Here is a 24,839-nt window from a genome sequence, read left to right on the forward strand (position 1 = left end):
GTTCACTTGCTGCGTACTCGTACCGCTACGACCGTGGACCCGTCGTTTATCCCAAAGATCGAGTTCGCAGCACGCCCGGACGCTTGCGAGTTGGATTCACGGGCGCGATAACCGACGGCGCGGACGCTATCGAACGCCGCCGACCGGGTGAGGATCGTCGGGCTCACCCGTGAAACCGGGACAGCGACGTGACGTACGGCAGTCGGTTGAGCATCCGTATCGCGACCGGCAGCCCGACGACCGTGATCGCCAGGAACGACGCGACGTTCGCCCACAGCAGGCTCAGCCACCAGCCGACGAACACGAACCACAGCGCGCGAACCAGGAGGGACCGTCGTGTCGTTGCTTGAGGTAGATCCTCAGGCGGTACATCCGCATCGTCGAACTCAGCCGTCCCCGAATCGCTCGGACGGAGACAACTGCGAACCGCGGCGTCCGCGACCGCGAAGAAGACTGCCACTTCACCCGGCAAGGGGCTTTCTCCCCGCGGCTATCCACGCGAATATCGCCCGTATCGCTGCGCCGATCGAGGTGGGCCTCGTGTATACGGCCCCGGTCGGGGTACAGTCCCCAGGCCTGCGATCGGGCAGCCCAGCGGGCCGCGAGCGCCGTCGCCGAGGGAAACGATCCGTTCAGAGGCCGATCTGCTTCGTTTCGCCGTTGTTTTTTCGTTCGTCATGTCGTGTGCTTGCCCCCCAGTTGACTTTCAACGGCCTCGTCGAAACCCTCGTTCGGCGGGTTGATTCCGCGGCTGGCCGAATACGGCGACATGTTCAAAAGCTAAGATGGCAAACTGAATTCAGGCGTTCGAAACAGTCACAACACGTTATGAGAGCCGCAGTCGCAGATAATCGAGGGGGGAGAGCAGGGACTGATCGACTCTCCTACGTATCGTTCGCGCCGCCGCCTACCAGGCCGACCACGCCGTCAGACTCTCGTCGCGGGCGTACACTCGCTTGCAGTCCTTCGCGTACGCGAAGTCGCCGTCGTGGTCCAGCTTCTCGTGGCGGTACTCGGGGGCGTCCTCGCGGATCTGGACGCCTTCGACGACGAACTCCTCGTCACCGAACTCGACGGTCTCGCCGACGGTGAACTCGTAGTCGCCGGGGACGTTCACCCGGATCGAGCGCGTCTCGTCCGCGTTCCCGTCCTTCGGGTGCAGCGTGACCGGGACGGTGACGTTGTCGACCGCGCGGGTCCACAGCGTCTCGACCGTCTCGATGTCGGCCTCTTCGACGCGCTGCTCGGGGCCGACTTCGATATCGGTCACCCGCACCTGCATCAGCGCGTCGGGAGTGTCGACGACGAACTCCTCGCCGGTCGCGACGTAGGTGTCCGCGGGCACGTCCATCCGGGTGCTGAACGACTCGCCGTCCTGCGAAACGACGATCTTCAGCTCGACGGTGTCCTCCTCCGGAATCTCGGTCTTGTACGTGTGGTCGCAGTCGGTACAGCGGACGGTCGCCTGGCCGCCGGGTCGCAACACTTCGTGGACGGTCTCCTCGCCCGGCGAGCACGACGGGCAAGCGAGACCGACTCGGTCTCCTGTTTCGGTCATTACGGCGTCGTATCCGCCGCTCGCGTAAATATCCGCCCCTGTGGCCGCGGTGCGTCACTCGGTCGCGTGGGGGTCGTATCGGCGAGTTCGTCGCCGCCCGGCGAGCGCGAGTCCGTCGCCGCCCGAGTAAGGAAACTGGTTTACCGGTGTCAGGGAAACGGACGCCCATGATCGTACCCGGATCCAGCTCACAGCTGCTCGCGGCCGCGCTCGCCGAGGAGACGGGCCGGCCGCTGGCGACGCCGACCTACGACCGGTTCCCGGACGGCGAGACGCTCGCAGCGGTGCCCGACTTCGACGGGAACGAGGCGGTCGTCGTCGCCACAACCGACTCCGACGCGGCGTGGGTCGAACTGCTCCAGCTTCAAGACGCCGTGCGCGAGGCCGGCGCAGAGCGCGTGACGACCGTGATTCCCTACATGGGCTACGCCAGACAAGACGAGTCGTTCGGCGACGGCCAGCCGGTCTCGGCGCGGGCGATGGCGCGGGCCATCTCAACTGGAACCGACCGCGTCGTCCTCGTCAACCCCCACGAGTCGGGCGTCGCCGACTTCTACGACGTGCCCGTCGAGACGGTCGACGCTTCGAGCGTCCTCGCGGCGCCCCTGCCGGCCGACCTCGTCGAACCGCTGTTCCTCGCCCCTGACGAGGGCGCGATCGGTATCGCCGAGACGGTCCGAGATTCGTACGGCGCGGGCGAGACGGACTACTTCGAGAAGCACCGCGACCGCGAGACGGGCGCCGTTACGGTATCGCCGTCCGACGCCGACGCCTCGGGTCGGGACGTCGTCGTCGTCGACGACATCATCGCCACCGGCTCGACGATGAGCGAGTCGATCACCGTGCTGACAGACCGCGGCGCGGCGCGGGTGTTCGCAGCCTGCGTCCACCCCATGCTCGCCGCCAACGCCGTGACGAAGCTCCGCGCCGCCGGCGTCGCTCGTATCGTCGGCAGCGACACCATCGAGCGCGGCTGTAGCGTCGTCAGCGTCGCCGCTCCCATCGCCGACGTGCTGGAGTAGCGCCTTATTCGACGGTCCGTATCACGCGCGCCGGGTTCCCGCCGACGACCGTGCGCGCCGGCACGTCCTCCGTCACGACTGCGCCGGAGGCGATTACCGCGCCGTCGCCGACTGAAACGCCCGGATTGAGCACGGCACGCCCGCCGATCCAGACGTCGTCGCCGACGGTCACCGGGCGCCCGCGCTCGCGACCCGCCGCTCGCTCCGCGGGGTCGATCGGGTGGGTCGCCGCGTAGACGTGGACTCCCGGCCCGAGCAGACAGCGGTCGCCGAAGGCAATCCGATTCGTGTCGAGGAAGACGCAGCCGTAGTTCGCGAAGAAGCCGTCGCCGACGGCGACGTTGTAGCCGTAGTCGCAGCGGAGGGGCGGCTGGATGGTCGGATCGTCGCCGACCGTCTCGAACAGTTCCCGAAGCATCGCCTCGCGTCGGGACCCCTCGGTCTCGCTCGTCGCATTGTACCGCCGGGCGCGGTCGCGGGCGCGCTCTCGGTCGGCGACGAGCGCCGGATCGCTCGGATCGTAGCGCTCCCCGGCCAGCATCCGTTCCGTCTCGGTCGGCATAGTCGCAGTGACGGTGCCGCGGGCATAAGCGATCGGTGAGTCGGCCCGCTACCCGTGCGTGTAGCCGCGGTCGGGGAGGGGGTCGCCGTCGGCGGTCACGCCGTCCGCGGCGTCGACGACGGTCCCGACGCGGACGAGCCCGCCGGGGCAGTCCTCTCGGGCGTCATCGAGTTCGTCTTCGGGGACTGTACAGACGAGTTCGAAGTCCTCGCCGAAGTGCGCGGCCAACTCGAACCGGTCGGTCGCGTCCGCTGCGACGTCGTCGACGGCGGGGTGGACGGGGAGCCGGTCGGCGTCCAGCGCGAAGCCGACCTCGCTCGCCTCCGCGAGCTGGTGGAGCGATCGGGCGAGCCCGTCCGAGGAGTCCATCATCGCGGTCGCGCGCCCGGCGAGCGCTGTCCCGTCGGCGACGCGGGGCGTGAATCGGAAGCAGTCGTTGGCGCGCTCGACCGACGCGTCGTCCGCGCGATCGAACAGCCGGAGCGCGGCCGCCGATCGCCCCCACTCGCCGGTGACACAGAGCGCGTCGCCGGGGGTCGCGCCCGACCGCGTCACCGGGCCGTCGTCGAGGACGTCGCCGATCGCGGTCGACGCGGTCGTGAACTCGTCGTGGGTGTCGAGGTCGCCGCCGACGTACTCGGCGTCGACCGCGTCGCAGACGTCGACCGCGCCGGCGACGAACCGGTCGAGCGCGTCCGGGTCGAAGGTGGGGTCGGCATAGACGGCGACCGCTGCGGTCGCCGCCGCGCCCATCGCCGCCACGTCGGAGAGCGACGCGCCGACCGCGCGCCACCCGGCGGTGTACCGGGTCGTCCCCGGCGGGAAGTCGGTGCGCTCGTGGAGCATGTCGGTCGTGATGACGGTGTCGCCGACGACGGCGGCGTCGTCGCCTGCGTGTGGCAGGTCGGCGGCGATCCGGCGAAGCGCGTCGCGCTCGTTCACGAGCGAACGTCACGCACCGAACCCGTTTATAAGGAAGCGGTCCGCCGACAGCTTCGGCCTTGAGCCGTGGTACCAAACATCATTTAAATAGGTAAAACACATTAACGAATATTATCATTATCAATCATTATGTTTATTACCAGTGCCTCGAACGAACCGAGTGCAATGTCAGTACCAGTACACGGAAACGCGACAGCAGCACGAGACCCCGACCGACCGCTCACCAGACGACCGCCGCAACCGCCCACACGACCCGATGACAACACCTGACGACACCACGACGCCCGAGACGACCCGACCGACGGACCGAGATACGACCACCGACACGACTTCTCCCCGACAGATCCCCGGCCGCACGCCGAGAACCGAGGAAGCGGGTGCGCCGCTCGTCCCCGACCTGCGTCCGAGCCGCGGCTCGCGGTCTGACGGGGGGTCGCGATGAGCGCCGTCCCGATGGCGGGGACCGGGCGCGGGCCGCGACCGGACCCGACGACGTTCACGCGCCGCGCCGCCGACCGACACATCGCCGACGCCAACGCGGAGTGACCTCCATGAACCCGAACGAACTCGACGACGACGTCTACGCGAGAGATATCGACAACCCGGCCGGCCGGCGGCTCCGCGAGCTGTTCGCGGAGCAGGACTACACGTTCGCGCCCGGGATCTACCACGCGCTCGACGCCCGCCTCGCGGAGATGGCGGGGGTCGACGCCGCCTACATGAGCGGCTACTCGACCGTGCTCGGCCAGTTCGGCTTCCCAGACCTGGAGATGGTCACGATGACCGAGATGGTCGAGAACGCGAAGCGGATGGTCGAGGCGACGAACCTCCCGGTGATCGCCGACTGCGACACCGGCTACGGCGGCGTCCACAACGTCCGGCGCGCGGTCCGCGAGTACGAGAAGGCCGGCGTCGCCGCCGTCCACATCGAGGACCAGACCTCGCCGAAGCGCTGCGGCCACATCGCGGGCAAGCAGATCGTCTCCCGCGAGCAGGCGCGGTCGCGCTTCGAGGCGGCCGTCGACGCGAAGCAGAGCGAGGACACGGTCATCATCGCGCGGACCGACGCGTACGGCTCCGCGAACGGCGACTGGGAGGAGCACCTCGAACGCGGCCGGATCTACGCCGACGCCGGCGTCGACCTCGTCTGGCCGGAGATGCCCGACCCGTCCCGCGAGGACGCGGTCGAGTACGCCGAGACGATCCACGAGACCCACCCGGACCTCGACTTGGCGTTCAACTACTCCTCGTCGTTCGCGTGGAGCGAAGAGGAGGACCCGCTGACGTTCGCAGAGCTCGGTGATCTGGGGTACCAGTACATCTTCATCACCCTCTACGGGCTCCACTCGGGCGCCCACGCGGTGTACGAGGACCTACAGAACATCGCCGAGAACGACGAGCAGGCGCAGTTCGACTTGGAGGATCGCTACCTCGGTCACGAGACGGAGAGCCACCACGAGCTATCCTTCGTCCCGCGGTACCAGGACATCGAGGCGCGCTTCGATCCCGAGGCGTCGGCCCGGCAGGAGGAGTCCGCCGGCTTCACCGACGAGGAGAGCGACCCGATCACCGCGAGCGAGAGCGGCGACGACTGAACGAGGTGACCGCGACCCGTCGGATCCATACTCGCGCGGTCGCTTATTTTTAACTAGCAGTGGAGGCGGAGAACCGGTACCGCACCGCGGGCGAGTCCCTCTCGTCGCTCAGGCCGCGAGCGTGCTTATCCCGTTGATCTCGACGTAGCCGTAGCCGCACTCGGGGCACCGCCACTTCGTCTTCTCGCCGAGGTGGAGGGTCATCGCCGCGGTCCGGTAGAACGACTGGGTCTCTCCGCACGACGGACAGTCCACGTCCTTTTCGAGCGCCATGCCCGCGAGTCGGTCCGGCGCGGTTTTGAAGCTACTGATCCGCCGATCGTTCGACGATGAACGCCGCCCGGTGGCCGTCCAGGGGTCGGTGGTCGATTACTCATCGACCGAGCCCCATAGAACATCATTGAACTCACCGATAGCCCTTCGCCGACGGGACAGACCCCGGTGACGTCATGACTCGCGGGGAGACCGCCAACGATGGCTACGGAAAAGACGTCGATGAACTCGGCCGTGAGGCGCCGATCGAAGTCCACAACGACTACGACGCGCAGTTCGATGACAGCGGGGACTGACCGGGGCGACTCACTGTCCCCTTCTGCGGTTTTCCTCCGCAAGGGAGCGTTTCTGGACGATTCCGGCTCTGACGTTCGGTGACTTTGCGACGATAGCGATAGGGACCGATTCACGTCGAGGAGAGTCGCGTGTGCTCCAGTGAAACGCCGGCCCGAACAGGATACATTGGAAGCGTCGTTCGTCGAGGTCTTCGCTACTCCGATAGCTCGGTGAACAGCTTTTGAACGTCGACCACGTCGACGGATCCATCATCGTTGAAGTCGAACGCGTCCGGATTGTTCTGTACTGTCTCGTCGTCTGAGTTGGAGAACAGCGCTTGGACGTCGACGATGTCCGACTCACCGTCTCCGTTAATATCCTCGTAGAGGCCGTCGCCGTCGGGATCGGTCGGCTGACTCTGGAAGTCACCGATTGGGTTCCCACCCAGGCAGGTGCCTTCGCCGTCCTGTATCTCGGTCACTGACCACGGGCCAAACTCCACGTTATCACTGACTCTGTCGCCCTGTGGATTCTCGTTCGGATTGTTCTCGTTCTGTGGTCCGGTCGGATCTCCCCAGTAGTTGCAGGTCGCATCGGGAACGCCGGTGTCTTCGAGGTCGACAGTCGGGAATTCGTCGATCCTATTATGGATCCCAAATTCAGCGTTGTTCTCGATGTTGTTGTTGATAAACTCGTATCTGTCCGGGAATCCTCCGAACGAGTAATCGTATGAGATAACCACCCCGTTCTGGTTATCTGCGATCGTGTTCTCTCGGACGGTTCCGTTACTTGCTTTGAACAAAATTCCCGCCCCGGAGTTGTTCTGAATGTCATTTCCGACGAGAGTCGTCTCACCGACATCTGCCGGTGCCACGAGCCCGATTAATTTGATACCGTATCCGTCGTTGTCGGCGATGGTACTGTCTGTGATTGTTCCTTGTCCGACATCGATCCCTGCACCGTTGTCCTCAATGACGCTATTTTCTACTCCAATGAAGTTCCCCAGGTCGGTGAAGACCGCCTGCCCGTCATGGCCGCTAATTGTGCTCTGACGTATCGAAACACGAGCGGCTTCTCCGCCGGAGATACCCGTTCCGTTATCGCGCAATTCGGAATCTTGCAGTGTTATTCTGGGTCGATAGTTTCCACTTATCGCAGCAGACGTGTTCGAAATGATCGTATCCCGGACCGTGAGTTCAGCTTCATAGATAGTGCCGAGGGTAGAGATTCTAATACCGGTCCCGAAGTCATCCAAATTGAGGTTAGTTATTTCCACCGTACCCTCTCCCATACTAATTCCAACCCCCGTTCCGTCCCCAGAAATAGTGTGCCCGTTACCGTCTAACGTGACATCGCCTTCCAGAGACAAACACCCACCCGTCGTGGAGATGTCCTCGGTAAGCACGTATTCACCGGCGCGATACTCGCCACACTCCGCGATCTCGGTCGGCTCTGCGACGGCCGTGGTCGAAGCTGACGACAGTCCAACTACCGAACCTGCGATCGCAATTCCACCCTTCCGGAGCGCATTTCGGCGCGATATCTCGCTATCTGACCGATCCATGCCATATTTCAATCTATTTTCACGAGGTATGGTTATGATGCGGATTTGTACTGTAATATTAGCTTAAATATGCGATCTGGATGAATAAAACAAGCGGCAAGAGACACCCCGGTGCGATCTCCCGGGCGTTGACGGGCGTGCGCCGCGGAGATCCGTACTTAAATATCCGCCAGTTTCCGATCGCTACCGTTCGTCGACGTGGCGAACTTCGCTAGCGACGCCGCGAGTCGAGTCGACCATCTCCGGGCCGGACATCTCGGCGCGACCGACCGCGAACGCCTTGGGCCCCTCGATAACGACCTCGTCGCCGACCCGGATGTCGTCGTCCGCGTCGACGACGCCCGGTGCGAGCACGGAGCCGTGGGGGACGAACGCGTCGATCTCGACGCGCTTGGTGGGTGCGTCGCTCTCGACCCAGTGGCGTGCGCCGGCGAGGGTGAACGAGAGGGTGCCGTACTGCGGCACCATCGTCGCGAGCTGCTCGCCCGGCTCGCCCTCGCGGCCGGCGTCGGGGTCGTCGCCCCACACCTGGAGTTTGGGGTAGCGACCGGTGGTGCGGACGTCGGCCTCGCCCGGCCCGCCGAACAGGCCGTCGCCCGCGCCGTCACCGAGCAGGTAGTCGGCGATCGCTCGGACGGTGTTGTGCTCGCGCTCGCGCTTGCTGTATGCGGGTTCGCCCTGTAAGGTGGCGTTGAGCTCCCCGAGCGACTCGTCGCTCGTCGGGTGGCCGACGCAGGTGTACTCGAAGGGGACGTCCACGGCGGGGTCGCGCTCGACGCGCTCGCAAATCTCTCGGTAGCCGTCCTCCGGGACGTGCGCGATCACTCGCGAGTAGTCGTTCCGTGTCAGGTATCTGCGGAGCACCTCGGCGACGAATCCGATCTCGTCCTCGCTCCAGTCGCCGGTGACGACCGCGTCGTAGTGCTGGGCCGGATACGTCGTCTCGAGTTCCTGCGGCACCACGCCGATCGGCGAGGTCATCGAGACGGTGTGGCCGCGCCACTGGATCGCGTCGTGGAACTGCCCGTGGCTCTGCGAGTCGCTGTACGGCTTCGTCGCCGAGCAAGGCACCAACACGAGCGGCTGGTCGGTGAACCGATTTCGGTAGCGGCTCGTCACCCGGTCGGCGAACCGCCGGATCTCGACACGATCCAGCGTCTCCGCGGTCGCGGCTGTCACCTCGGCGTCGCGCATCAGCGGCGTGCGCTCCTCTACGTACCCCCACTGGTCGTCGAACTCACGGAAGGCGGCCGTGAGCCACTGCTCGTGGCGGCTCTGTCCTTCGATGTAATCGCGCAGGCGACCCGCGCGGATTCGCTCGCGCACACGCCGGAGTTCGGCGCGGAGCGCGTTGACGTTGTGCTCGGCGCAGTCGGCGCGGGTGAACTCGTCGCGAGGCTGCGCGCACGCCGGACAGGCGCACGGCAGTTCGTCGAGGTCCTCGAGGAAATGCTCGGCGTCGGCGGTGCAGTACATCCCCTGCGTCCCCTTCGTTCGGGCGAGCGTCTCGTCCACGAGGTCGACGCCGGCGTACGCGAGCGTCGCGACGTTCAGCGGCGTGGCGACGCCCGAGAGGAACAGCGCGGTGTCGGCTGGAAGGGCCTCTTTCGCGGAAACGATCGCATCGCGGAACGCTTCGCCGTGGCCGACGAATCCGGAGGCGTCCGAGAGGAGGTACGCGTCGGCACCGACGTCGCGCGCGCCGGCGCTGTCGACGACGGCCGCAGAGGGGAAGTCGACGTCCGGGTGGTCGACCGCGAACGACTCGCGGACCTCCTCGCGGGTGCCTGCGGGGAACGAGCGATGCGGGAGGACCGTGAGCGACGTCTCGTCGCCGTCGGGAACCTCGCGGGCGCCGGCCCAGAGGCTGCCCGCGTCCTCGAGGAACGGGTCCGCGAGCGCCGGCGTCGTCACCGGCTCGGTGAGCCGAAGCTCCCCGAGACGGGCGGCGCCGTCGCGCTCGTGGACCTCGAAGTAGTCGGTCATACACTCCCTCGTGCGGGGACGGTCAATTCTCTTGTGTTCCGCGACGCGCTCGTCGGGACGGAACCGGCCGCAACCGTTACGGCGGAACCGACCGAAGAAATTGCATGGAGCCCTCCGGCCCGTGGGACCGCGACCGCGTCGACGAGTTCCTGACCGACGCGCGCGTGCCGGTTCGGATCGGCTGTCGCACGCCCGCGGACGACCCGTGGATCGTCTCACTGTGGTTCTCGTGGGACGGCGCCGTCAACTGCGCGACGAGCGCCGACGCCGACCTCGTCTCGTTCCTCGCGCACGACGACCACGTCTCCTTCGAGGTGTCGACGAACGACCCGCCTTATAAAGGAGTTAGGGGACGCGGCCGCGCGACGGTGTCGCCAGACGCGGAGAAGGAACTGCTCCGCGCGCTGCTAGAGCGGTACCTCGGCGGCGTCGACAACCCGACCGCGGACCGCCTGCTCCGCCCGGAGCGCGATGAGGTCCGAATCCGCATCGAACCGCGGCGGCTCCACACGTGGGACTACTCGAAACGGATGGGACCGGGAGAGCGGTAGTGTCGCACGGTTCGTTACAACACCCGAGCGTCGTCGACCCGCCCGAGCCTCGCTATCCGTGATTCCCGAGCGTCCGCAAATCCTCGGTTTCGACGCGCTCAGGGACGGCGTCGAGCGCCGTCTCGGGCCAACCGTCGTGTCCCAACGTCAGGTCCGTCTCGGGGTTCGCCTCCGCGAGCGCGGCGACGCCCTCGGCTGCAGCGACCCGCGCTGCGTCGTCGAGCCGCTCCGGGACCTCCGCGGTGAGCGGGTACGTCTCCGAGAGCGCCCGCGGGAAGGGACCGAAGGGGGGCTTCACGCGCCACACCGCGTCGTAGTCGTGGGTCGACGGGGCGTTCGACTCCGTGAGCAGTAGGCGGTCCGGGACAGCCAGTCGCACGAGGCGGTCGTGGTGACGCCTGACTTCCGGGCGTCGGGCCGACTCGTGAGAGGTGTAGAAGAAGGCGTCCTTCGACACCGGGTCGGTGCGCTCCAGTTCGTCGGCGTGGTCCAGCAGCGTGCGGTAGCCGTCGAGCATCGCGGGGTGGCCGCGAGCGCGGCGGTCGACGAGGTCGAGGAGCGTCCCCGATCGGATCGCCGCCTTCACGCGACGGAGCTCCTCGAAGGTGACGTGGAGGTTGTGCTCGGCCAGCAGCTGCTCGGCGGACGCGTCGGCGTCGGGGTCGTCGTCCAGCGTCCGGAGCTCCGCAGGCGTGCGCTCGGCGCAGACCGGGCACGAGCAGGGGAAGTACTCCATCTCCTCCAGGTGTTCCGTCCCCGAGACGGTCAGGTAGCGCCCGTCGCGCGCCATCAGCGCGTAGGCCGCCGAGTCGAACAGGTCGCAGCCGGCGGCGACCGCCAGCGCGAGCATCATCGGGTGACCCGCGCCGAACAGATGAACGGGAGCGTCCGGGTCCAGCCCCCGCTTCGCGGCCCGCACCGCCTCGACGACCTCCGCGTAGCGATAGGAGTTCAGAAGGGGGACCATCGCCCCGACCGGGAACACGTCGAGGTCGGTGGCCGTCGCGTGTCGCCCCGCCGCCTCTCGGAGGTCCGGGAAGGTCGACCCTTGGACTGGGGCGTTGACGAGCATCTCACCCGTCTCCGCGGCCTCTGCGTCGGCGAGCGCCCGTTCCGTCGTCTCTAACTCGCGCTTGGCGCGCTCGCGGTCGACGTCGGGCGGGGTCGGCACGTCGACGGGGGTCGCCACGTCGCTCCCGATCCGCCGCTGGAACTCGATTATCTCCTCGGTGGTCACGTCGATGTCGCCGTACTCGGCGAGTTGGAAGGAGCCGGAGTCGGTCATGATCGCCCCGTCGAAGCCGAGGAAGTCGTGGAGCCCTTGGTCGAGCACCCGATCCCGAATCCGATCCGTGCTCCGGATGATGTAGGAGTTGGTGATCAGCATCTCCGCGCCGAACTCCTCGCGGAGCCGCGACGGCTCGACGGTGAGCACGTTGGGGTTGACGACCGGCAACAGCGCCGGCGTCTCGACCGTGACCCCGGCACGGGGGACCTCCAGCCGACCGATCCGTCCGGCGGCGTCGTGGTCCCGGATCTCGAAGTGATCGCGCATACCCGGAGTGTGCGGACGCGGGCGGTAAGGGTTGCGTTCGGCGGCGACGGGTCGGGATCGCGCGGTGGCCGGCCCGTCCTCTTAGAGCCCCGTCGGGTGACTCACGTACTCCGTCTCGAGGCCCCACTCGGCCGACAGCGACGCCAGCGACTTGACGCCGAACGTCTCGGTCGCGTAGTGCCCCGCGAGGAACACCGTGATCCCGGCCTCCCGAGCCTCGTGGTAGACCTTCCCCTTCCCCTCGCCGGTGATGAGCGCGTCGGCGCCCTCGTCGACCGCCGCGTCGAGCCAGTCGACGCCGGAGCCGGTGACGACGGCGACGCGCTCGATCTCGTCGGGGCCGAACTCGAGAACCCGCGTCGGCGTCGCCTCGTCTGCCGGCTGCCCGTCGAACCCGTCGAGCGTCTCTCGGAGCGACGCGGCGGATAGGGGGGCGTCGAGTGCGCCGACCGTCCCGATCGTGACCGGTCCGATCTCGCCGAACGGTTCCCGATCGCCGAGTCCGACCGCGTCGGCGACGCCGGCAGCGTTACCGAGGTCGGAGTGACCGTCGAGCGGCAGGTGCGAGACGTAGAGAGCGAGGTCGTTCTCGATCAGCGCCTCGATCCGGTCGTACGTCGACCCCGTCACGCGGTCGATGCCGCCCCACGAGATCCCGTGATGGACGACGAGGGCGTCGGCGCCCGCCTCGCTCGCGGCCTCGATCGTCGAGAGCGCGGCGTCCACCGCGAACGCGACGCGCTCGATCTCTGCGTCGGCCGGCCCGACCTGTACCCCGTTCGCGCTGGCGTCGACGTCGGCGTACGCCGCCGTGTCGAGTTCGTCGTCGAGTCGCCGTGCGTACTCGGAGAGCTTCATGCCGACTTGTGGATCGGCCGGGAAATAAAGAGCGACGGTCCGTCTGAGTCGATTTCAGAGGGGCCGAATCATGAACGTCTCGGACGACGATTTATAACTGATACTGCGGTGACGCGTTCCGGTGAACGGCCATGAGGCCGCGAGCCGCACGCGCGAGGGAGTCGATGGTCCGGAGCGAAGCGAAGGGTCATCGACGAGGCCGGGGAGGGGTGAGGCTGCGGTTGTGGTGCTGTGCGGGGCGGGACTCAAAGCGGCAGTCGGCGAGTTCTCGCGGCAGCGAGGCGCTTCGCGCCTCTGGCAGCCGGTGGCGACGCCGCCGGCGATTGGGGCTTTGGCGGTGTTCACCGCAGATCCGACGTCAGCCGTTTATAAATGATCAACTGGAGAGTTGGAATGCCTCATCGTCGATATCCGGCCTATCACTTATAAAAAGACGAGATCTCCCACTGAGTTCTCTTCGACGAAACCCATCGAGACCGCGCGCAAACCGACTAATCGTCCAGCTCTTCGACCATCGACTCCGGCGGGCCGTCGAGGTCGGAGACACCGCCCTCGCTCGTCGAGTTCTCTCCTCCTCCCGGGATCTCCGGCGGGGCGTCGAACTCGGGGTCGAACAGCTGAAGCGCGGTCCGGATCGTCTCCCAGTCGTCCTCGCCCGCGGCGTCGCGTAACGAGCTGGTGGGGGCCGCGAGTAGCTGTCCGACCAAGGCGTCCGCCATGTCCGAGACGGTCTCGCGCTGCTCGTCGGTCAGATCGCCCTGCGACTCGAGCTTCGAGAGCGCGCGGTCGACTTCGCGGGCCTTCACGCGGTCCGCGCCCGCGTACATCGCCGAGATGGCGTCGTCGGCGCGCTTTCGCTTGTACGCCTGCAGGATGCGATCCAGCTCCTCGTCGATGATGGCCTCGACCTCGCGCGCTTCCGCCTCGCGGCTCTCGCGGGTCTGCTCGGTGACGTCCTCTAACGCGTCGATGTCGTACAGCGTGAGCCCTTCGCTATCGGCGAGCGCCGGGTCGACGTCGCGGGGTTGCGCGATGTCGATGCAGACGAGCTGATCCGCGTCCGCGACGTGTTCCGGCCCGACGACAGGCTCCGGGCTCCCGGTCGCCGAGATCACGAGGTCGGCGTCGGGAACGACCGCCGGGAGGTCCGCGAGCGAGACGGCCTCCGACGGCGTGTCGACTTCCCCGGCGACGAACTCAGCGTTCGGCACCGTCCGGTTGGCGACGACGATTTCGGAGACCGCGGTGTCGTCGAGCGTTCTGGCCGCCAGCGTTCCCATCTCGCCGGCACCGATCACGACCGCCAAGCCGTCGGTGAGGTCGATCTCGGTCGCAGCCAGCCGGACGGCGGCGGAGCCGAGCGAGACGACTCCCTCGTTGATCGAGGTCTCGTTCCGCGCGCGCTCGCCGACGTGGAGCGCCTTCGTGACCGCGTCCTTCAGGACGGGGCCGATGCCGCCCGCGGACTTCGACTCCTCGTACGCCTCCCGCAGCTGGCCGATGATCTGGTCCTCGCCGAGCACGAGCGACTCCAGCCCGGAGGCGACGCGCATCAGGTGTTCCAGACTCTCCTCGTGGTCGAGTCGACGGACCGCGCCGCCGCGGATTTCGGGGGCGAACGACGCCAGCGCGTCGGTCCCGTCGACGGTCTTGTCGGTGACGACGAACGCCTCCGAGCGGTTGCACGTCTGGAGGGCGAACGCCTCCTCGACGCCGTCGCGCGCGAGTAGGTCCGAGACGGTGGCACGGACGCCGTCGCCGCCGGCCGACTCGATCTCGTCGACCGTCGCGCGGGAGTGAGCGACGCTCACGCCGGCGATGGCTCCCGTCTCCTTCATCGGTTGAGTACCTCCTCGATCACGGAATACGCCTCTTGGCGTCCGTTAGATCTCCCCTTTTGTAAACCCTTCCAAACCCCCTCGGATCGCACGACGTGACGGATCGCTTCCCGGCGCGTCGCTGGGTCGATCCCCCGCTCTCTGAGCTCCGCGCGGAGCTCTCCGGAGAGCTCCGCCATCGCGCCCGCGCCCTCGATCTCGGCCTCGATGCGCTCGCGGAGCGCCTTCGCGAGCGCCGGGCTCGCACCCCCGGTCGAGAGCGCCACCGCGACCGGATCGTCCTCGACGGTCGCCGGGACGACGACGCTCCGAACGTCGCGGCCGTCCGCGCGGTCGGCGGCCGAGACGTCCGTCCGATTGACGAGGGCGCCGACGTCGAGCGCGGCCGCTTCCGCCGCGGCGTTGACGGCGGCGTCGTCGGTTGCGGCGACCACGAGTGCCGGGCCGATACGGTCGACCCAGTCGCGAACCGCGTCGACGTCCGGAGCGGCGCGGACCAGTTCCACGGTCCCCTCGCGCTCGCTCGCGAGGTCGACGAGCCGGTCGGTAAACGCGGGGCTCACGACGACGACGCGGGCCTCGCCGGCGAACCGCGACGCCTTCCGCGCGCCCACGTTCCCGCCGCCGAACACGAGGACCGACTCCCCCGCGAAGTCGTGGTAAAGGGGGATCACGTCAGTTGCCTCCGAGTCGACACACAAGCGTTCACGCCGTGTTGCTGTCGGCGCGGTCGGCGATCCGGATCCCCGTCTTCTTCAGGATCCGCGTCGAGAACAGGGTGTCCCAGTCGTCCGGACCGACCTCCCAGTGCTCGTTCATCAGCTCCTTCACCTCCGCGATCCGGCGCTCGCTCTCGGCCTCCGTCCGACCGTGCGTCATCGCGAAGAAGTTGTACTCCCAGACGCCCGCGTGTCGCGGACGCTCGTAGCAGTGCGTGACGAAATCGAGCGAGGCGACGGCCGGGCCGACCGTGTCGAGGGCGTCTTCCGGGACGTCCCAGACCGTCATCCCGTTCTCCGTGTACCCGAGCGCGTAGTGGTTCGGGATGACACCGACGCGGCGCACTTTTCCCTCCGCGTTGAACCGCTTGATCGTCTCGATCACCCAGTCGACGTCCGCGTCGAGCGCGGCCGCCACGTCGGCGTACGGCGTCTCCGTGATGGGGAGGCCGCCCTGAATTTCGACGACGAGGTCGCGTTCTGCGGGCGTCAGCGTTCCTCGGTCGCTCGGGGTGACCGGCGGGCCGAGGTCCGACAGGTCTACGTCGCCGTCGGAGACCGGGCCGTCGACGAGGAACTTCGCGCCGACGTGGAACTCCCGGAGCTTCGGCAGGTTGAACGTCTCCTGTCCGGTCGCCGCTTCAATTTCCGCGAGCACCTCCTCGACCCGGTCGTTCCCGTCCTTGTCGGGGTCCGGGTGGTCGGCGACGCTCACCACGAACCACATGTTGAGGTGCGGGTGCTCGCGCTCGTAGTTGTGTGCGACCGCGGTGAACTCGTTGACCGTCTCTGCGATCTCATCGTAGCGGCCCTCCGGCGCGTGCATCGCGACGAGCGACGCCGCTCCGCCGATTTCCTCGGCGTTTACGAGCGCACCGAACCGGGAGAGGATACCCTCCTCATCGAGTTCGCGGATGCGTTCGCAGAGCTCGGCTCCGGTCACGTCGACACCGCGTTCGCGCAGCGCGGCCGCGGCCGGCTCGAACGGCCGTTCGGTCACCGGGAACCCGCCTTGAAAGGCGTTGATGATCCCGCGGTCGAGCGCCGTCAGATCCGCGTCGACCTCTCTCATGTCTCACGGTCGGGCCCGAGCGAGAATAAGCGATCCGACCCGCGAACGGAGCCCGCGATCCGGCCCGTCGCCCCGACCTCAGCCGTCGAGGTCGCGCGCGATGTCCGAGAGCGACGACGGCGGACCACGGGTCGCCTCGTACACGGCGCGCTCACCGGGAATTCGGAGCCCGTACAGCTCACCCGGAACGACGACGTCGAGGACCACGCTGTCGCCTGGCCCGCGGCCGTTCGCATCGAGCCACGAGACCAGCCGGTTCTCGCCCTCGCCGGCCTCGCGCGCGAGCCGCCGGTTGTCGAACGCCCCTCGAACGAGCCGGCCGGCGCTGTCGGCGGTCACCGGCGCGTGGTACTCCTCGCGGTCGATCACGACGCGGATCACGTCGCCGGCGGTCATCCGCAGCGATTCGCAGCTTCCGGACTCGACGCGGCCGTCGAGTTCGTCGTCCTCGGGAACTCGCACGCAGGGGCGGCGGGTGCCGCCGCTCCGGGCGAGTGAGACGCGAATCGAGGCGACGCCCTCGTCGTCGGAGGCAACGCGAGGCATCGAAAACGTGCGCTTACTCGTCGTCGCTGTCGTCCTCGCCGAGCGCGGCGGCGACGTCGTCGCCCTCGACGACCGAGACGTTGATCTGCGCGACGTCGTCGTCGATTTCGCGGCCGCGGACGGTGATCCGCTTGCGCTCGCCTTCTCGGGACGGCTTGAAGCCGACGCCGCCCTCGAGGAGGAGCTCCTTCAGGCGCGTGCCGGAGACGTCCTTTCGCATCGGGCGACCGGTCTCGTCGGAGCCGCCAGTGATCTCGATCGTGTGCTCGGAGAGGCCGACGGCGTCGCCGCCGATCTCGTCGCCGATCTCTCGACCGAGGAACCGGTTTGCGTCCTGTCCGTCGACCTCTCGCTGGAACGTCTCGCCGCTCTCGGGGTCGGCGATGACGACTTTGAATTCGGCCATGAGCGAACCGAGACCCCCGCGAATAAAAAGCACGTCGAAACCGCGATCCGCCACCGATCGCCCCACGAGCCCCGATCGGCGGTCGATTTCCCGGAAAATCCGGTCACCGATCGGTGTCGATCCGGTCGGCGCGCCGTGACCCGTCCCCCCACGGCCCGTCGACGAACGCGTCCTCCAGCGCCCGAGCGACCCGGTCCGGGTCGTCGGGTCCGCCGGCGGCCGCGACGCTCCCGACCGTCGCGGGGTCGAACCGCATGCCGAGCGCGTCGTAGACCGCCTCGCTGACGCCAGCGACCTCGCGCGCGTCCGCCGGCGAGACCACGACGCACCCGGCGACCAGCGCCGCGTCCGCCCGGACTCGCTGGGCGATCCCCGACACCTTCCCGCCGCCGGCGACGCGCACGGAGTGATCTCCGGGACAGAACGTCGCGGGCGGTTCGCCGGCGACGACGTCGGCACCGAGCCCGCGAAGCGCCTCCAACACGGTGTCGACGGCGCGGTCGTACCGCACCGATATCGATCCACCTCCGATACCTCCGGACGCCGGAATCGCGTGCGCGAACGCGAGCGTCTCGCCGGCGTACGCGACGGCCCGGCCGCCGACGTCGCGCTCGACGGCGCGGAACCCGCGGTCCGCGGCGAGCCGTTCGGCCCGGTCGAACCCCTCAGCGCGGACGTCGCGGCGACCAAAGGCGACCTGTCTCGCGGGCGTCCACACGCGGATCCCCGTCGTCCCCTCGCCCGCGGCCGCGAGCAGGTCGCCGGTCCGCTCCCGGTCGAGATCGGGATCGGCCGCGGTCCCCCTGAGCACGCGCATACCGGCCGCAGGGCAGCGACGGACAAGCAGGTTTCGCCCGGGACGCACGCCTCGGCCCCACTCGCCGTCGGGCTCAGCCGTGGTCTGATGTCGACCGACGGCGGTGTCTCGACGCATGACACAAAGGTTTTGCCGGCGGTCTGACTCTGTGACGTATCGATGAGCGATCTCGGCGCGCTGCCGGTGCAGGCTTACCTCGCTGCCTGTCTGCTCGCCGGGGTCATCGGGCTCTGGCTCGGTCGGCTCGCGTGGCGGGAGCGCGATCAACCCGGCGGGACCGAGGTCGCCCTCTATCTGCTTTGCGGCGGCGGGATTTCGGTGTTGTACGCCGTCAGGGTCGCGAGCGCGAGCGAACTGGCCATGGTGGTCTCGCTCAACCTCGCGACGCCGCTCGTGGCTGCGATGCCCGGCCTCTGGACGGCGTTCACCCTCGCGTTCGCCGGCCACGACCAGTGGCGGACGGAACACCGGACCGTCGCGTTGGCGACGCCCCCGTTCGTCTGGGTCCTGCTCGCGTGGTCGAGCGCCACCCACGGGCTCTCGCGACGCTCGTTCGGCGTGGTCGCCGAGGGGCCGTTCACGCTGCTCTCGTTCGAGTTGGGGGTCGCCGACCTCGGCTTCCTGCTGTACGCCTATGTGCTCTGCGTCGTCGGCGTTCTCGTCGTCGTGGACCTCTACCAGCGGACCGGGAACCGGTATCGACTCCAGACGTTCGTGATCCTCCTCGGGACGCTGTTCCCGTTCCTCGGCGGGCTCCTCACCGTGATCGATCTCGGCAGCTACGCGAACATCGTGTGGTTCCCGTCGGCGCTCGTCATCCACGGCGTCTTCCTGTACGGAACGGTGTTCTGGCTCGGAACGCTCGACGCCGCGGTCGTCGCCCGCGACACCGCCGTCGAGGTGATCCAAGACCCGGTGATCGTGGTCGGCTCCGACGGCCGGATCCGTGACCTCAACCCGGCCGCCGAGGAGCTACTGCCGGGAGAACCGGTCGGCTCGTCGCTTTCGCTGGTGTTCCCGCAGTTGGAGGTCGGCGTCGAACATCCGATCACCATCGGCGGGCGGCAGTTCGACATCCAGGAGGACCCGATAACGGATCCCAGAGGGACGGATCGCGGTCACGTGTTCCTGCTCCGTGACGTCACCGAGCGCGAGCGTCGGAAGATGGAACTGGAGCGCCGCGAGGCGGAGCTGGAACGGCAGAACGAACGACTGGAGGACTTCGCCGGCGTCGTCTCCCATGACCTCCGGAACCCGCTCGCCGCGGCGACCGCGGCGGTCGAACTCGCGCATCACGGCGACGGAGCGAACGACGACGCGCTCGCTCGGGCCTCGAACGCCCACGAGCGGATGGACAACCTCATCGAGGGTCTCCTCTCGCTGGCGACCGCGGGCCGCTCCGTCGACTCCGTCGACCACGTGTCGCTGGACGCAACGGTTCGTCGGGTCTGGTCGCGGCTCGAAACCGCGGACGCGACGCTCTCCGTCGAGGAGGCCGACGAGACGGTTATCGCCGACGGCGACCGGCTCGAACAGCTGCTGTCGAACCTGTTTCGCAACGCCATCGATCACGCCGGCGACGACGTTGCGGTGCGAGTCGAGATCGAGCGACGCCCCGACGGCGTCGCGCTCGTCGTCGCTGACGACGGTCCGGGCATCCCGCCGGAGCAGCGCTCGCAGGTGACCGAACGGGGCGTCTCGTTGGGAGGCGGAACGGGCCTCGGGCTCGCGATCGTCGTCGACATCGCCGAGGCCCACGGCTGGAGCCTCTCGGTGGAGGAGTCCGAGTCCGGCGGCGCTCGCTTCGCGCTCGCCGGCATCGAGCCCGCGGACGACTGATCGCGCGTCGCGGCGACGGTCACTCCGCTGGCCGTCGTCGTCATCGACGGCCGACTCTTCACCGCCGACGGTCATTTCCCCGTCGAGCCCCGCCCTTCAGTCGACGATGTCAGTCACGCTACCGCCGGACGCCCTCGACGGGTTTCGGCGGTTCTCGCGGTTCAACTCTCCGTACCCCGCCCACGACGACGGCTGCGCCGTGGACCTGTACCCGGACGCCGTCCGGGGCCTCTCACCGGTCGCCGGCGTCGTTCGCGAGACCCGGACCGTCGGCTGTCCGAACCGGTCGTACGCCGCGAACGAGGACCACCTGATCGTCGTCGACCTCGACGATGCGTGGTGCCGGCGGACCGGTGCCGACTCCGGCACGACGGCGCGAATCCTCCACGTGATCCCCGAGGTGTCCGCCGGCGACCGCGTCGAGCCCGGCGACGACCTCGGCCCGACGACGCGCTCCGGCTTCTTCGGGCAGTGGGTCGACGACCACGTCCACCTCGGGTTCCGAGCCCCCGGTGCGAGCGCGCTCCGAGCGAGCGGGTCACTTCCGGTCGACGTCGACGTCCCGGTCGACCCAATCCCGTGGGACGGAACGGGAACCGTCGTCGAGCGCGGACCCACGCACGTCCTCCTCGACGCGCCGACGCACCCCGATCCGGGCGAGACGTTCGCGGCCATCGCGAGCGACGAGGGAGTACCGCTCGACGGTGGACTGGCTCACTACGCCGGGGGCGGCGCTTTCGGCCGGGAGGACGCCGCCGGCGACGGTGCGCCGACCGCCGACCCAACCGCCCGACTCGACGAGGGATCGCCGGCCACGCTGTGGGGGACTCGCGTCGGCGTCGCGTCGGGCCGCGGGCTCGCGTGGGACCCCGTCGACGTGCTCGCGAACGGCGAGCGGGTCGTGGGGCTGTCGCTGTTCGCGGCGCGGGACGCGGGGTACGGCGCGAAGGTCGTCTGCCCGGACCGCGAGTTCGCGGTCGGCGACGCGGTGTCGCTCGACGTGGTGCCGAGCGACGACCCGATCCGACTCGGAGTCGGGTGAGGAACTCGTCGCCGCGCCGTCAGCGTCGTCAACCGCCTCTCGGTTGTTTCCTGTTCCGGGGGGTACAAACGGGTGCCTCGTGAGGGTGTGGTATGAACCGGACGGACGTCACGGACTTGGATCCGCTCTCTGCGGAGGCCGTTGCGCTCATCGAGCAGCGGATCGAGGAGGAGCACGGCTACCTCTCGTGGCTGAACACGTCGGTCGACGTCGTCGAGCGCGGGCGGGTCGTCCTCTCCATCCCCTTCGACGACAAGTTGACGAACAGCGACGGCGGCACCATCCACGGCGGCGTGGCCGCGACGCTGATCGACACCGCCGGGGGCGTCGTCCAGCGGACCGCTTTCGAAGAGCCGCTCGGCGGCGGCGTCGCGACGGTGAACCTCAACACAAACTACCTCCGCCCGGCGACCGGTGACCTCCGCGCCGAGGCGACGATCGTCAGATCGGGAGGGTCGATCGGTGTCAGCGACATGCGCGTCACCAGTTCCACCAACGGGGACACTGCCGAGGTCGTCGTCGGTCAGGGCTCGTTCCGACTGTTCCGCGAGTAGCCCGCGAGGCCGTCGAGGAGGTCCGCCGGATCCTCAAGCGCCGTCGATAGCTCTCGCACCGCGTCGCGGTCGGTCCGGTCCGGCGCCGCACAAACGACGACCGACTGCTCGCCGAGCGACACGAAGCCGCAGCCGAGTCGCTCCGCCGTCTCTCGGAGGCCGAGGCCGACGTCCGCGTCACCGGCCATCACCTTCCGCGCTGGGCTCTCGAACGCCCGCACCGTCAACCCGTAGCCGGAGACGGACTCGGCGAGGTCGCTCCGCGTGGTCGACCGCTCCCCGGCGATCCGATCGAGTTCATCGTCGAGGCTCCGGCGGATCCCGGAGTCGGTCGGGCGGTTGACGAACCGCAGGTCGCGGTCGATCAGATCCTCGGCCCCGGTCACGTCGGCCGGGTTGCCGGCGGGGACGACGAGCCCCCACTCGCGCGTCCAGCCGCCGAGGTCGACCGATTCGATCTCGCGGTCGGTCGGGCCGGCGACGACCGCCACGTCCGGGACGCCGTCACGCAGACGCCGGAGGCCCTCGCGCGAGCCGACCGGTAGGTACCGCGGGTTCTCCAGCCGGTCGAGCAGTCGGTTGAGCGCCGGGTCGTCCTCACCGACGCCCAGCAGGCTCGGGGGACGCACGTCCGGGGAGAACAGCTGGACCGTGACGCGCTCGTCCCGATCGAGGTACTCCGTGTCCGGGTCGACGGCGACGACGCCGTCGGCTTCGACGAGGCTCGTCGTCGCTCCGGAGCCCTTGTCGACCGGGTAGACGAGGGGGAAGCCGTCGTCACCCAAATCGAGCAGGCCGACCGGCATCAGTCGCATGCGCCCCTCGCCGTAGCGCTCGCTGACGCCCATCCGCCCCTCGACCGTCGCCGTCGCGGGCTCTGGCTGGCCGGCCGCCTTGCGAATTGCCGGCGCGACGAACGTCCGGAAGATCGTGAGCGCGGAGACGGGGTAACCGGGGAGGCCGACGTACGCGGACTCGCCGGTGCGGGGGACGGTGCCGTCCGCGTCGCTCCCGCCGCGGTCGAGGCGCCCGACGAGCATCGGTTTGCCGGGCTTGACCGCGACCCCGTGGAGGAGCAGGTCCCCGCGCTCCTCGATCACGCGGTAGATGACGTCGACGGCGCTCGCCGAGGTCGACCCCGACGAGAGCACGAGGTCGCACTCGTCGGCGGCCCGCCGGAGGAGTCGCTCCATCTCGTCGTAGTCGTCGCCGGCGTGCGGGTAGAGAACCGGCTCGCCGCCCGCCTCCGCGACGCCGGCGGCGATCGTCGTCGAGTTCACGTCGTATATCTCGCCGCGCGAGGGGTCGAGCGGCTCGCCGGGGCGCACCAACTCGTCGCCGGTCGAGACGATCCCCACCCGGGGTTTCCCCTCGACCGGGACCTCGTCGACGCCGAGCGCCGAGAGCAGCCCGATCTCGCGGGGCGTGAGCCGCGTACCCGGACCGAGCGCGCGGGCGCCGGCGGCGATGTCCGCGCCCGCGCTCATCACGTGGTCGCCCGGTGCGACGGCAGTCCGGACGGCGATGCGGTCGGGCTCGCCGTCAGCTCCCTCTCCTGCTCCGCCCAGCTCGTCGGTTCGCTCGACCATCACCACGGCGTCGGCGCCCTCGGGCATCACGGCGCCCGTGGATATCTCGGCGCAGGCGCCGGGATCGACGGTCACCTCGGGCGCGGCGCCGGCGTGGACTGCCCCGATGAGGTCGAGTTCGGCGGGGTCGGCCTCGTCGGCGCCGAACGTGTCGCGGGCACGGACCGCGTACCCGTCCATCGACGCTCGGTCAAATCCCGGTACGTCGATCGCGGCGTCGACTCGCTCCGCGAGGACGCGACCGCGGGCGTCCTCCAGCGGGACCGTCTCCGGCTCCGGCGAGAGGTCGAGCGAAGCGATGGCGTCGTGGGCTGCGTCGGGCGTCGCGAGGTCGCGGAACTCCTTGCGGTCGCTCACGGCGTCACCTCCCAGAGTTCGACGTCGACGGTCTCGCCAGCGTCGAGCCCCTCCCGCGGCTCGGGGACGACGACCCAGCCGTCCGCGAGCGCGACGCTCGATAAGATGCCGGAGCCGCTGGCTCGGGTCGGTGTCGCGGCGGGGAGGCCGTCGTCGCCCTCCTCACCCGGCTCACTCGCGCTCCCGGCGGTCGCCTCGTCGTTCGAGAGCGCCACCCGCGCGAACGTCCGTGTTCCGGGCTCGCTCGGGATCTTCCGGTCGAGGATCGCGCGCCGCGTCGGGAACGGCTCGGCCGTCGTCCCCCCGACGCGCTTCTGGACGGGCCGGAGGAACTGGGCGGCGTTGACGATACAGGCGACCGGGTAGCCGGGGAGCGAGACGATCGGCGTGCCGTCGGCGACGCCGAGGCAGACCGGATGGCCCGGCTTCAACGCGACACCGTGGACGAGCACCTCGCCGAGTCCGTCGACGACCTCCGGAATCAGGTCGCGCTCGCCGACCGACGACCCGCCCGTGGTGACGACCACGTCGGCGTCGAGGTCGGCCTCGACCGCCGCCGCGAGCGCGTCCTCGTCGTCGGTGACCACGTCGCGGTAACGCGCCTCGCCGCCCCATCGCTCGACCAGTCGCGAGACGGTCAGCCCGTTCGTCTCGATCACCTCGCCGGGTCCGGGGTCGGACTGGACCAGTTCCTCTCCGGTCGGGATCACGGCGACGGTCGGCGGATCGTAGACGGGGACCGCGTCGAGGCCGACCGACTGCAACAGTCCCAGATCGGAGGGGCGCAGGACGTGTCCGGCGTCGAAGAGGCGCTGACCGTCGGCGACGTCCTCGCCGGCCTCGCCGACGTTCTCGCCGGTCGCGACCGCGTCGAACGTCTCTACCTCACCGCCGACCTCCTCGACCTGTTCGATCATCACGACGGCGTCCGCGCCATCGGGGATTGCACTTCCCGTGTGGACCCGCGCGGCCTCGCCAGGCGCGATCGATTCGGCCTCGGTGTCCGCGGCGCGAAGCACCGCCGGCGAGCGGTCGGACGCGCCGAAGGTGTCCTCGGCGCGGACCGCGTATCCGTCCATCGCCGCCCGGTCGTAGCTCGGGACCGGCGCAAGCGCGTCGATCGGCTCAGCGACGGCTCGGCCGTCGGCGTCGGCGAGCGAGACCGACTCGGTCCGGCCGTGGGGGGCGGCCGCATCGAGCAGCGTCGCCAGCGCGTCCGCGACGCGGGTCCGCCGCTTGAAGCCGGCCTCGCGTCTGTCGTGACTCATGGTCGTTCGTTTCGGGCGCGCGTGCAAAAACCCCGCTCTCCGGTCGGTCG

The 24,839-nt window shown here is 68.8% G+C and carries 23 protein-coding genes; 6 read left to right on the forward strand and 17 right to left on the reverse strand.

The genetic code is table 11. The features are described 5' to 3' along the window. Positions 1–163 precede the first annotated feature (163 nt). On the reverse strand, positions 164–472 hold the full coding sequence (locus tag ACNS84_RS09580) for a YccF domain-containing protein (protein ID WP_435074616.1): 309 nt from the start codon (positions 470–472) through the stop codon (positions 164–166). Positions 473–907: 435 nt separating this feature from the next. Beyond that, positions 908–1,558 carry an HVO_0476 family zinc finger protein gene (locus ACNS84_RS09585; protein ID WP_435074617.1) on the reverse strand — a complete coding sequence of 217 codons (651 nt, stop codon included), beginning with the start codon at positions 1,556–1,558 and terminating at the stop codon, positions 908–910. A gap of 167 nt (positions 1,559–1,725) precedes the next feature. Between ACNS84_RS09585 and prs the strand changes: the two genes are divergently transcribed. Continuing rightward, the gene (prs, locus tag ACNS84_RS09590; protein WP_435074618.1) at positions 1,726–2,580 is read left to right on the forward strand and encodes a ribose-phosphate diphosphokinase; all 855 of its coding nucleotides are present in this window, start codon (positions 1,726–1,728) and stop codon (positions 2,578–2,580) included. Between the two features lie 4 nt (positions 2,581–2,584). On the opposite strand, the gene ACNS84_RS09595 is transcribed toward prs, so the two are convergent. Both ACNS84_RS09595 and thiL read right to left on the reverse strand, forming a co-directional pair. Then, the gene (locus ACNS84_RS09595; protein WP_435074619.1) at positions 2,585–3,142 is read right to left on the reverse strand and encodes a sugar O-acetyltransferase; all 558 of its coding nucleotides are present in this window, start codon (positions 3,140–3,142) and stop codon (positions 2,585–2,587) included. Positions 3,143–3,190: 48 nt separating this feature from the next. Further along, entirely contained in the window at positions 3,191–4,084 is an 894-nt protein-coding gene (thiL, locus tag ACNS84_RS09600) for a thiamine-phosphate kinase (protein ID WP_435074620.1), read from the reverse strand. Between the two features lie 551 nt (positions 4,085–4,635). On the opposite strand from thiL, the gene aceA reads away from it, so the two are divergent. Further along, on the forward strand, positions 4,636–5,679 hold the full coding sequence (gene aceA, locus ACNS84_RS09605) for an isocitrate lyase (protein WP_435074621.1): 1,044 nt from the start codon (positions 4,636–4,638) through the stop codon (positions 5,677–5,679). A 108-nt stretch (positions 5,680–5,787) separates the two neighbouring features. On the opposite strand, the gene ACNS84_RS09610 is transcribed toward aceA, so the two are convergent. From ACNS84_RS09610 to arcS, 3 genes are all read right to left on the reverse strand, one after another. Beyond that, positions 5,788–5,952 carry a DUF7838 family putative zinc beta-ribbon protein gene (locus ACNS84_RS09610; RefSeq protein WP_435074622.1) on the reverse strand — a complete coding sequence of 55 codons (165 nt, stop codon included), beginning with the start codon at positions 5,950–5,952 and terminating at the stop codon, positions 5,788–5,790. A gap of 490 nt (positions 5,953–6,442) precedes the next feature. Next, complete coding sequence (locus tag ACNS84_RS09615; RefSeq protein WP_435074623.1) at positions 6,443–7,792, reverse strand: right-handed parallel beta-helix repeat-containing protein; 1,350 nt, start codon at positions 7,790–7,792, stop codon at positions 6,443–6,445. Between the two features lie 183 nt (positions 7,793–7,975). Beyond that, positions 7,976–9,778, reverse strand: coding sequence for an archaeosine synthase subunit alpha (gene arcS, locus ACNS84_RS09620; RefSeq protein ID WP_435074624.1), 1,803 nt, complete (start codon positions 9,776–9,778; stop codon positions 7,976–7,978). 104 nt (positions 9,779–9,882) lie between these two features. Here arcS and ACNS84_RS09625 point away from each other — a divergent pair, with 104 nt between their 5' ends. Next, a complete protein-coding gene (locus tag ACNS84_RS09625; RefSeq protein WP_435074625.1) occupies positions 9,883–10,329 on the forward strand; it encodes a pyridoxamine 5'-phosphate oxidase family protein in 447 nt (148 codons plus the stop codon). A 52-nt stretch (positions 10,330–10,381) separates the two neighbouring features. Here the strand turns inward: ACNS84_RS09625 and tgtA are convergent, their stop codons facing one another. The 8 genes from tgtA to ACNS84_RS09665 all read right to left on the reverse strand — a co-directional run bounded on the left by tgtA (position 10,382) and on the right by ACNS84_RS09665 (position 18,140). After that, on the reverse strand, positions 10,382–11,884 hold the full coding sequence (tgtA, locus tag ACNS84_RS09630; protein WP_435074626.1) for a tRNA guanosine(15) transglycosylase TgtA: 1,503 nt from the start codon (positions 11,882–11,884) through the stop codon (positions 10,382–10,384). Positions 11,885–11,965: 81 nt separating this feature from the next. Further along, positions 11,966–12,742 carry a Nif3-like dinuclear metal center hexameric protein gene (locus tag ACNS84_RS09635; RefSeq protein ID WP_435074627.1) on the reverse strand — a complete coding sequence of 259 codons (777 nt, stop codon included), beginning with the start codon at positions 12,740–12,742 and terminating at the stop codon, positions 11,966–11,968. Positions 12,743–13,233: 491 nt separating this feature from the next. Then, positions 13,234–14,580 (reverse strand): glutamyl-tRNA reductase, encoded by a 1,347-nt coding sequence (hemA, locus tag ACNS84_RS09640; RefSeq protein ID WP_435074628.1) that lies wholly within the window; start codon positions 14,578–14,580, stop codon positions 13,234–13,236. After that, positions 14,577–15,254 (reverse strand): precorrin-2 dehydrogenase/sirohydrochlorin ferrochelatase family protein, encoded by a 678-nt coding sequence (locus ACNS84_RS09645; RefSeq protein WP_435074629.1) that lies wholly within the window; start codon positions 15,252–15,254, stop codon positions 14,577–14,579. Before ACNS84_RS09645 ends, hemA begins: the two co-directional genes overlap by 4 nt. A 31-nt stretch (positions 15,255–15,285) precedes the next feature. Further along, positions 15,286–16,371, reverse strand: coding sequence for a siroheme decarboxylase subunit beta (gene ahbB, locus ACNS84_RS09650; RefSeq protein ID WP_435074630.1), 1,086 nt, complete (start codon positions 16,369–16,371; stop codon positions 15,286–15,288). Positions 16,372–16,449: 78 nt separating this feature from the next. After that, on the reverse strand, positions 16,450–16,917 hold the full coding sequence (locus tag ACNS84_RS09655; protein ID WP_435074631.1) for a DUF7112 family protein: 468 nt from the start codon (positions 16,915–16,917) through the stop codon (positions 16,450–16,452). A gap of 13 nt (positions 16,918–16,930) precedes the next feature. Further along, positions 16,931–17,323 (reverse strand): 30S ribosomal protein S6e, encoded by a 393-nt coding sequence (locus ACNS84_RS09660; protein ID WP_435074632.1) that lies wholly within the window; start codon positions 17,321–17,323, stop codon positions 16,931–16,933. A 103-nt stretch (positions 17,324–17,426) separates the two neighbouring features. Then, positions 17,427–18,140 carry a lipoyl protein ligase domain-containing protein gene (locus ACNS84_RS09665; RefSeq protein WP_435074633.1) on the reverse strand — a complete coding sequence of 238 codons (714 nt, stop codon included), beginning with the start codon at positions 18,138–18,140 and terminating at the stop codon, positions 17,427–17,429. A gap of 159 nt (positions 18,141–18,299) precedes the next feature. Between ACNS84_RS09665 and ACNS84_RS09670 the strand changes: the two genes are divergently transcribed. The 3 genes from ACNS84_RS09670 to ACNS84_RS09680 all read left to right on the forward strand — a co-directional run bounded on the left by ACNS84_RS09670 (position 18,300) and on the right by ACNS84_RS09680 (position 21,575). Beyond that, positions 18,300–19,979 (forward strand): sensor histidine kinase, encoded by a 1,680-nt coding sequence (locus tag ACNS84_RS09670; RefSeq protein ID WP_435074634.1) that lies wholly within the window; start codon positions 18,300–18,302, stop codon positions 19,977–19,979. Between the two features lie 106 nt (positions 19,980–20,085). Further along, positions 20,086–21,021: a DUF8155 domain-containing protein gene (locus ACNS84_RS09675; RefSeq protein ID WP_435074635.1), complete on the forward strand. Its 936-nt coding sequence runs from the start codon at positions 20,086–20,088 to the stop codon at positions 21,019–21,021. 92 nt (positions 21,022–21,113) lie between these two features. Beyond that, entirely contained in the window at positions 21,114–21,575 is a 462-nt protein-coding gene (locus ACNS84_RS09680; protein WP_435074636.1) for a PaaI family thioesterase, read from the forward strand. Here ACNS84_RS09680 and ACNS84_RS09685 read toward each other — a convergent pair. After that, positions 21,545–23,521, reverse strand: a complete 1,977-nt coding sequence (locus ACNS84_RS09685) for a molybdopterin biosynthesis protein (RefSeq protein WP_435074637.1) — start codon at positions 23,519–23,521, stop codon at positions 21,545–21,547. The two genes, ACNS84_RS09680 and ACNS84_RS09685, sit on opposite strands and share 31 nt — an antisense overlap. Further along, positions 23,518–24,789, reverse strand: coding sequence for a molybdopterin molybdotransferase MoeA (locus tag ACNS84_RS09690; protein WP_435074638.1), 1,272 nt, complete (start codon positions 24,787–24,789; stop codon positions 23,518–23,520). Before ACNS84_RS09690 ends, ACNS84_RS09685 begins: the two co-directional genes overlap by 4 nt. Between the last annotated feature and the right edge of the window lie 50 nt (positions 24,790–24,839).

This window comes from Halorubrum wangae (assembly GCF_051194135.1).
GTDB lineage: Archaea > Halobacteriota > Halobacteria > Halobacteriales > Haloferacaceae > Halorubrum.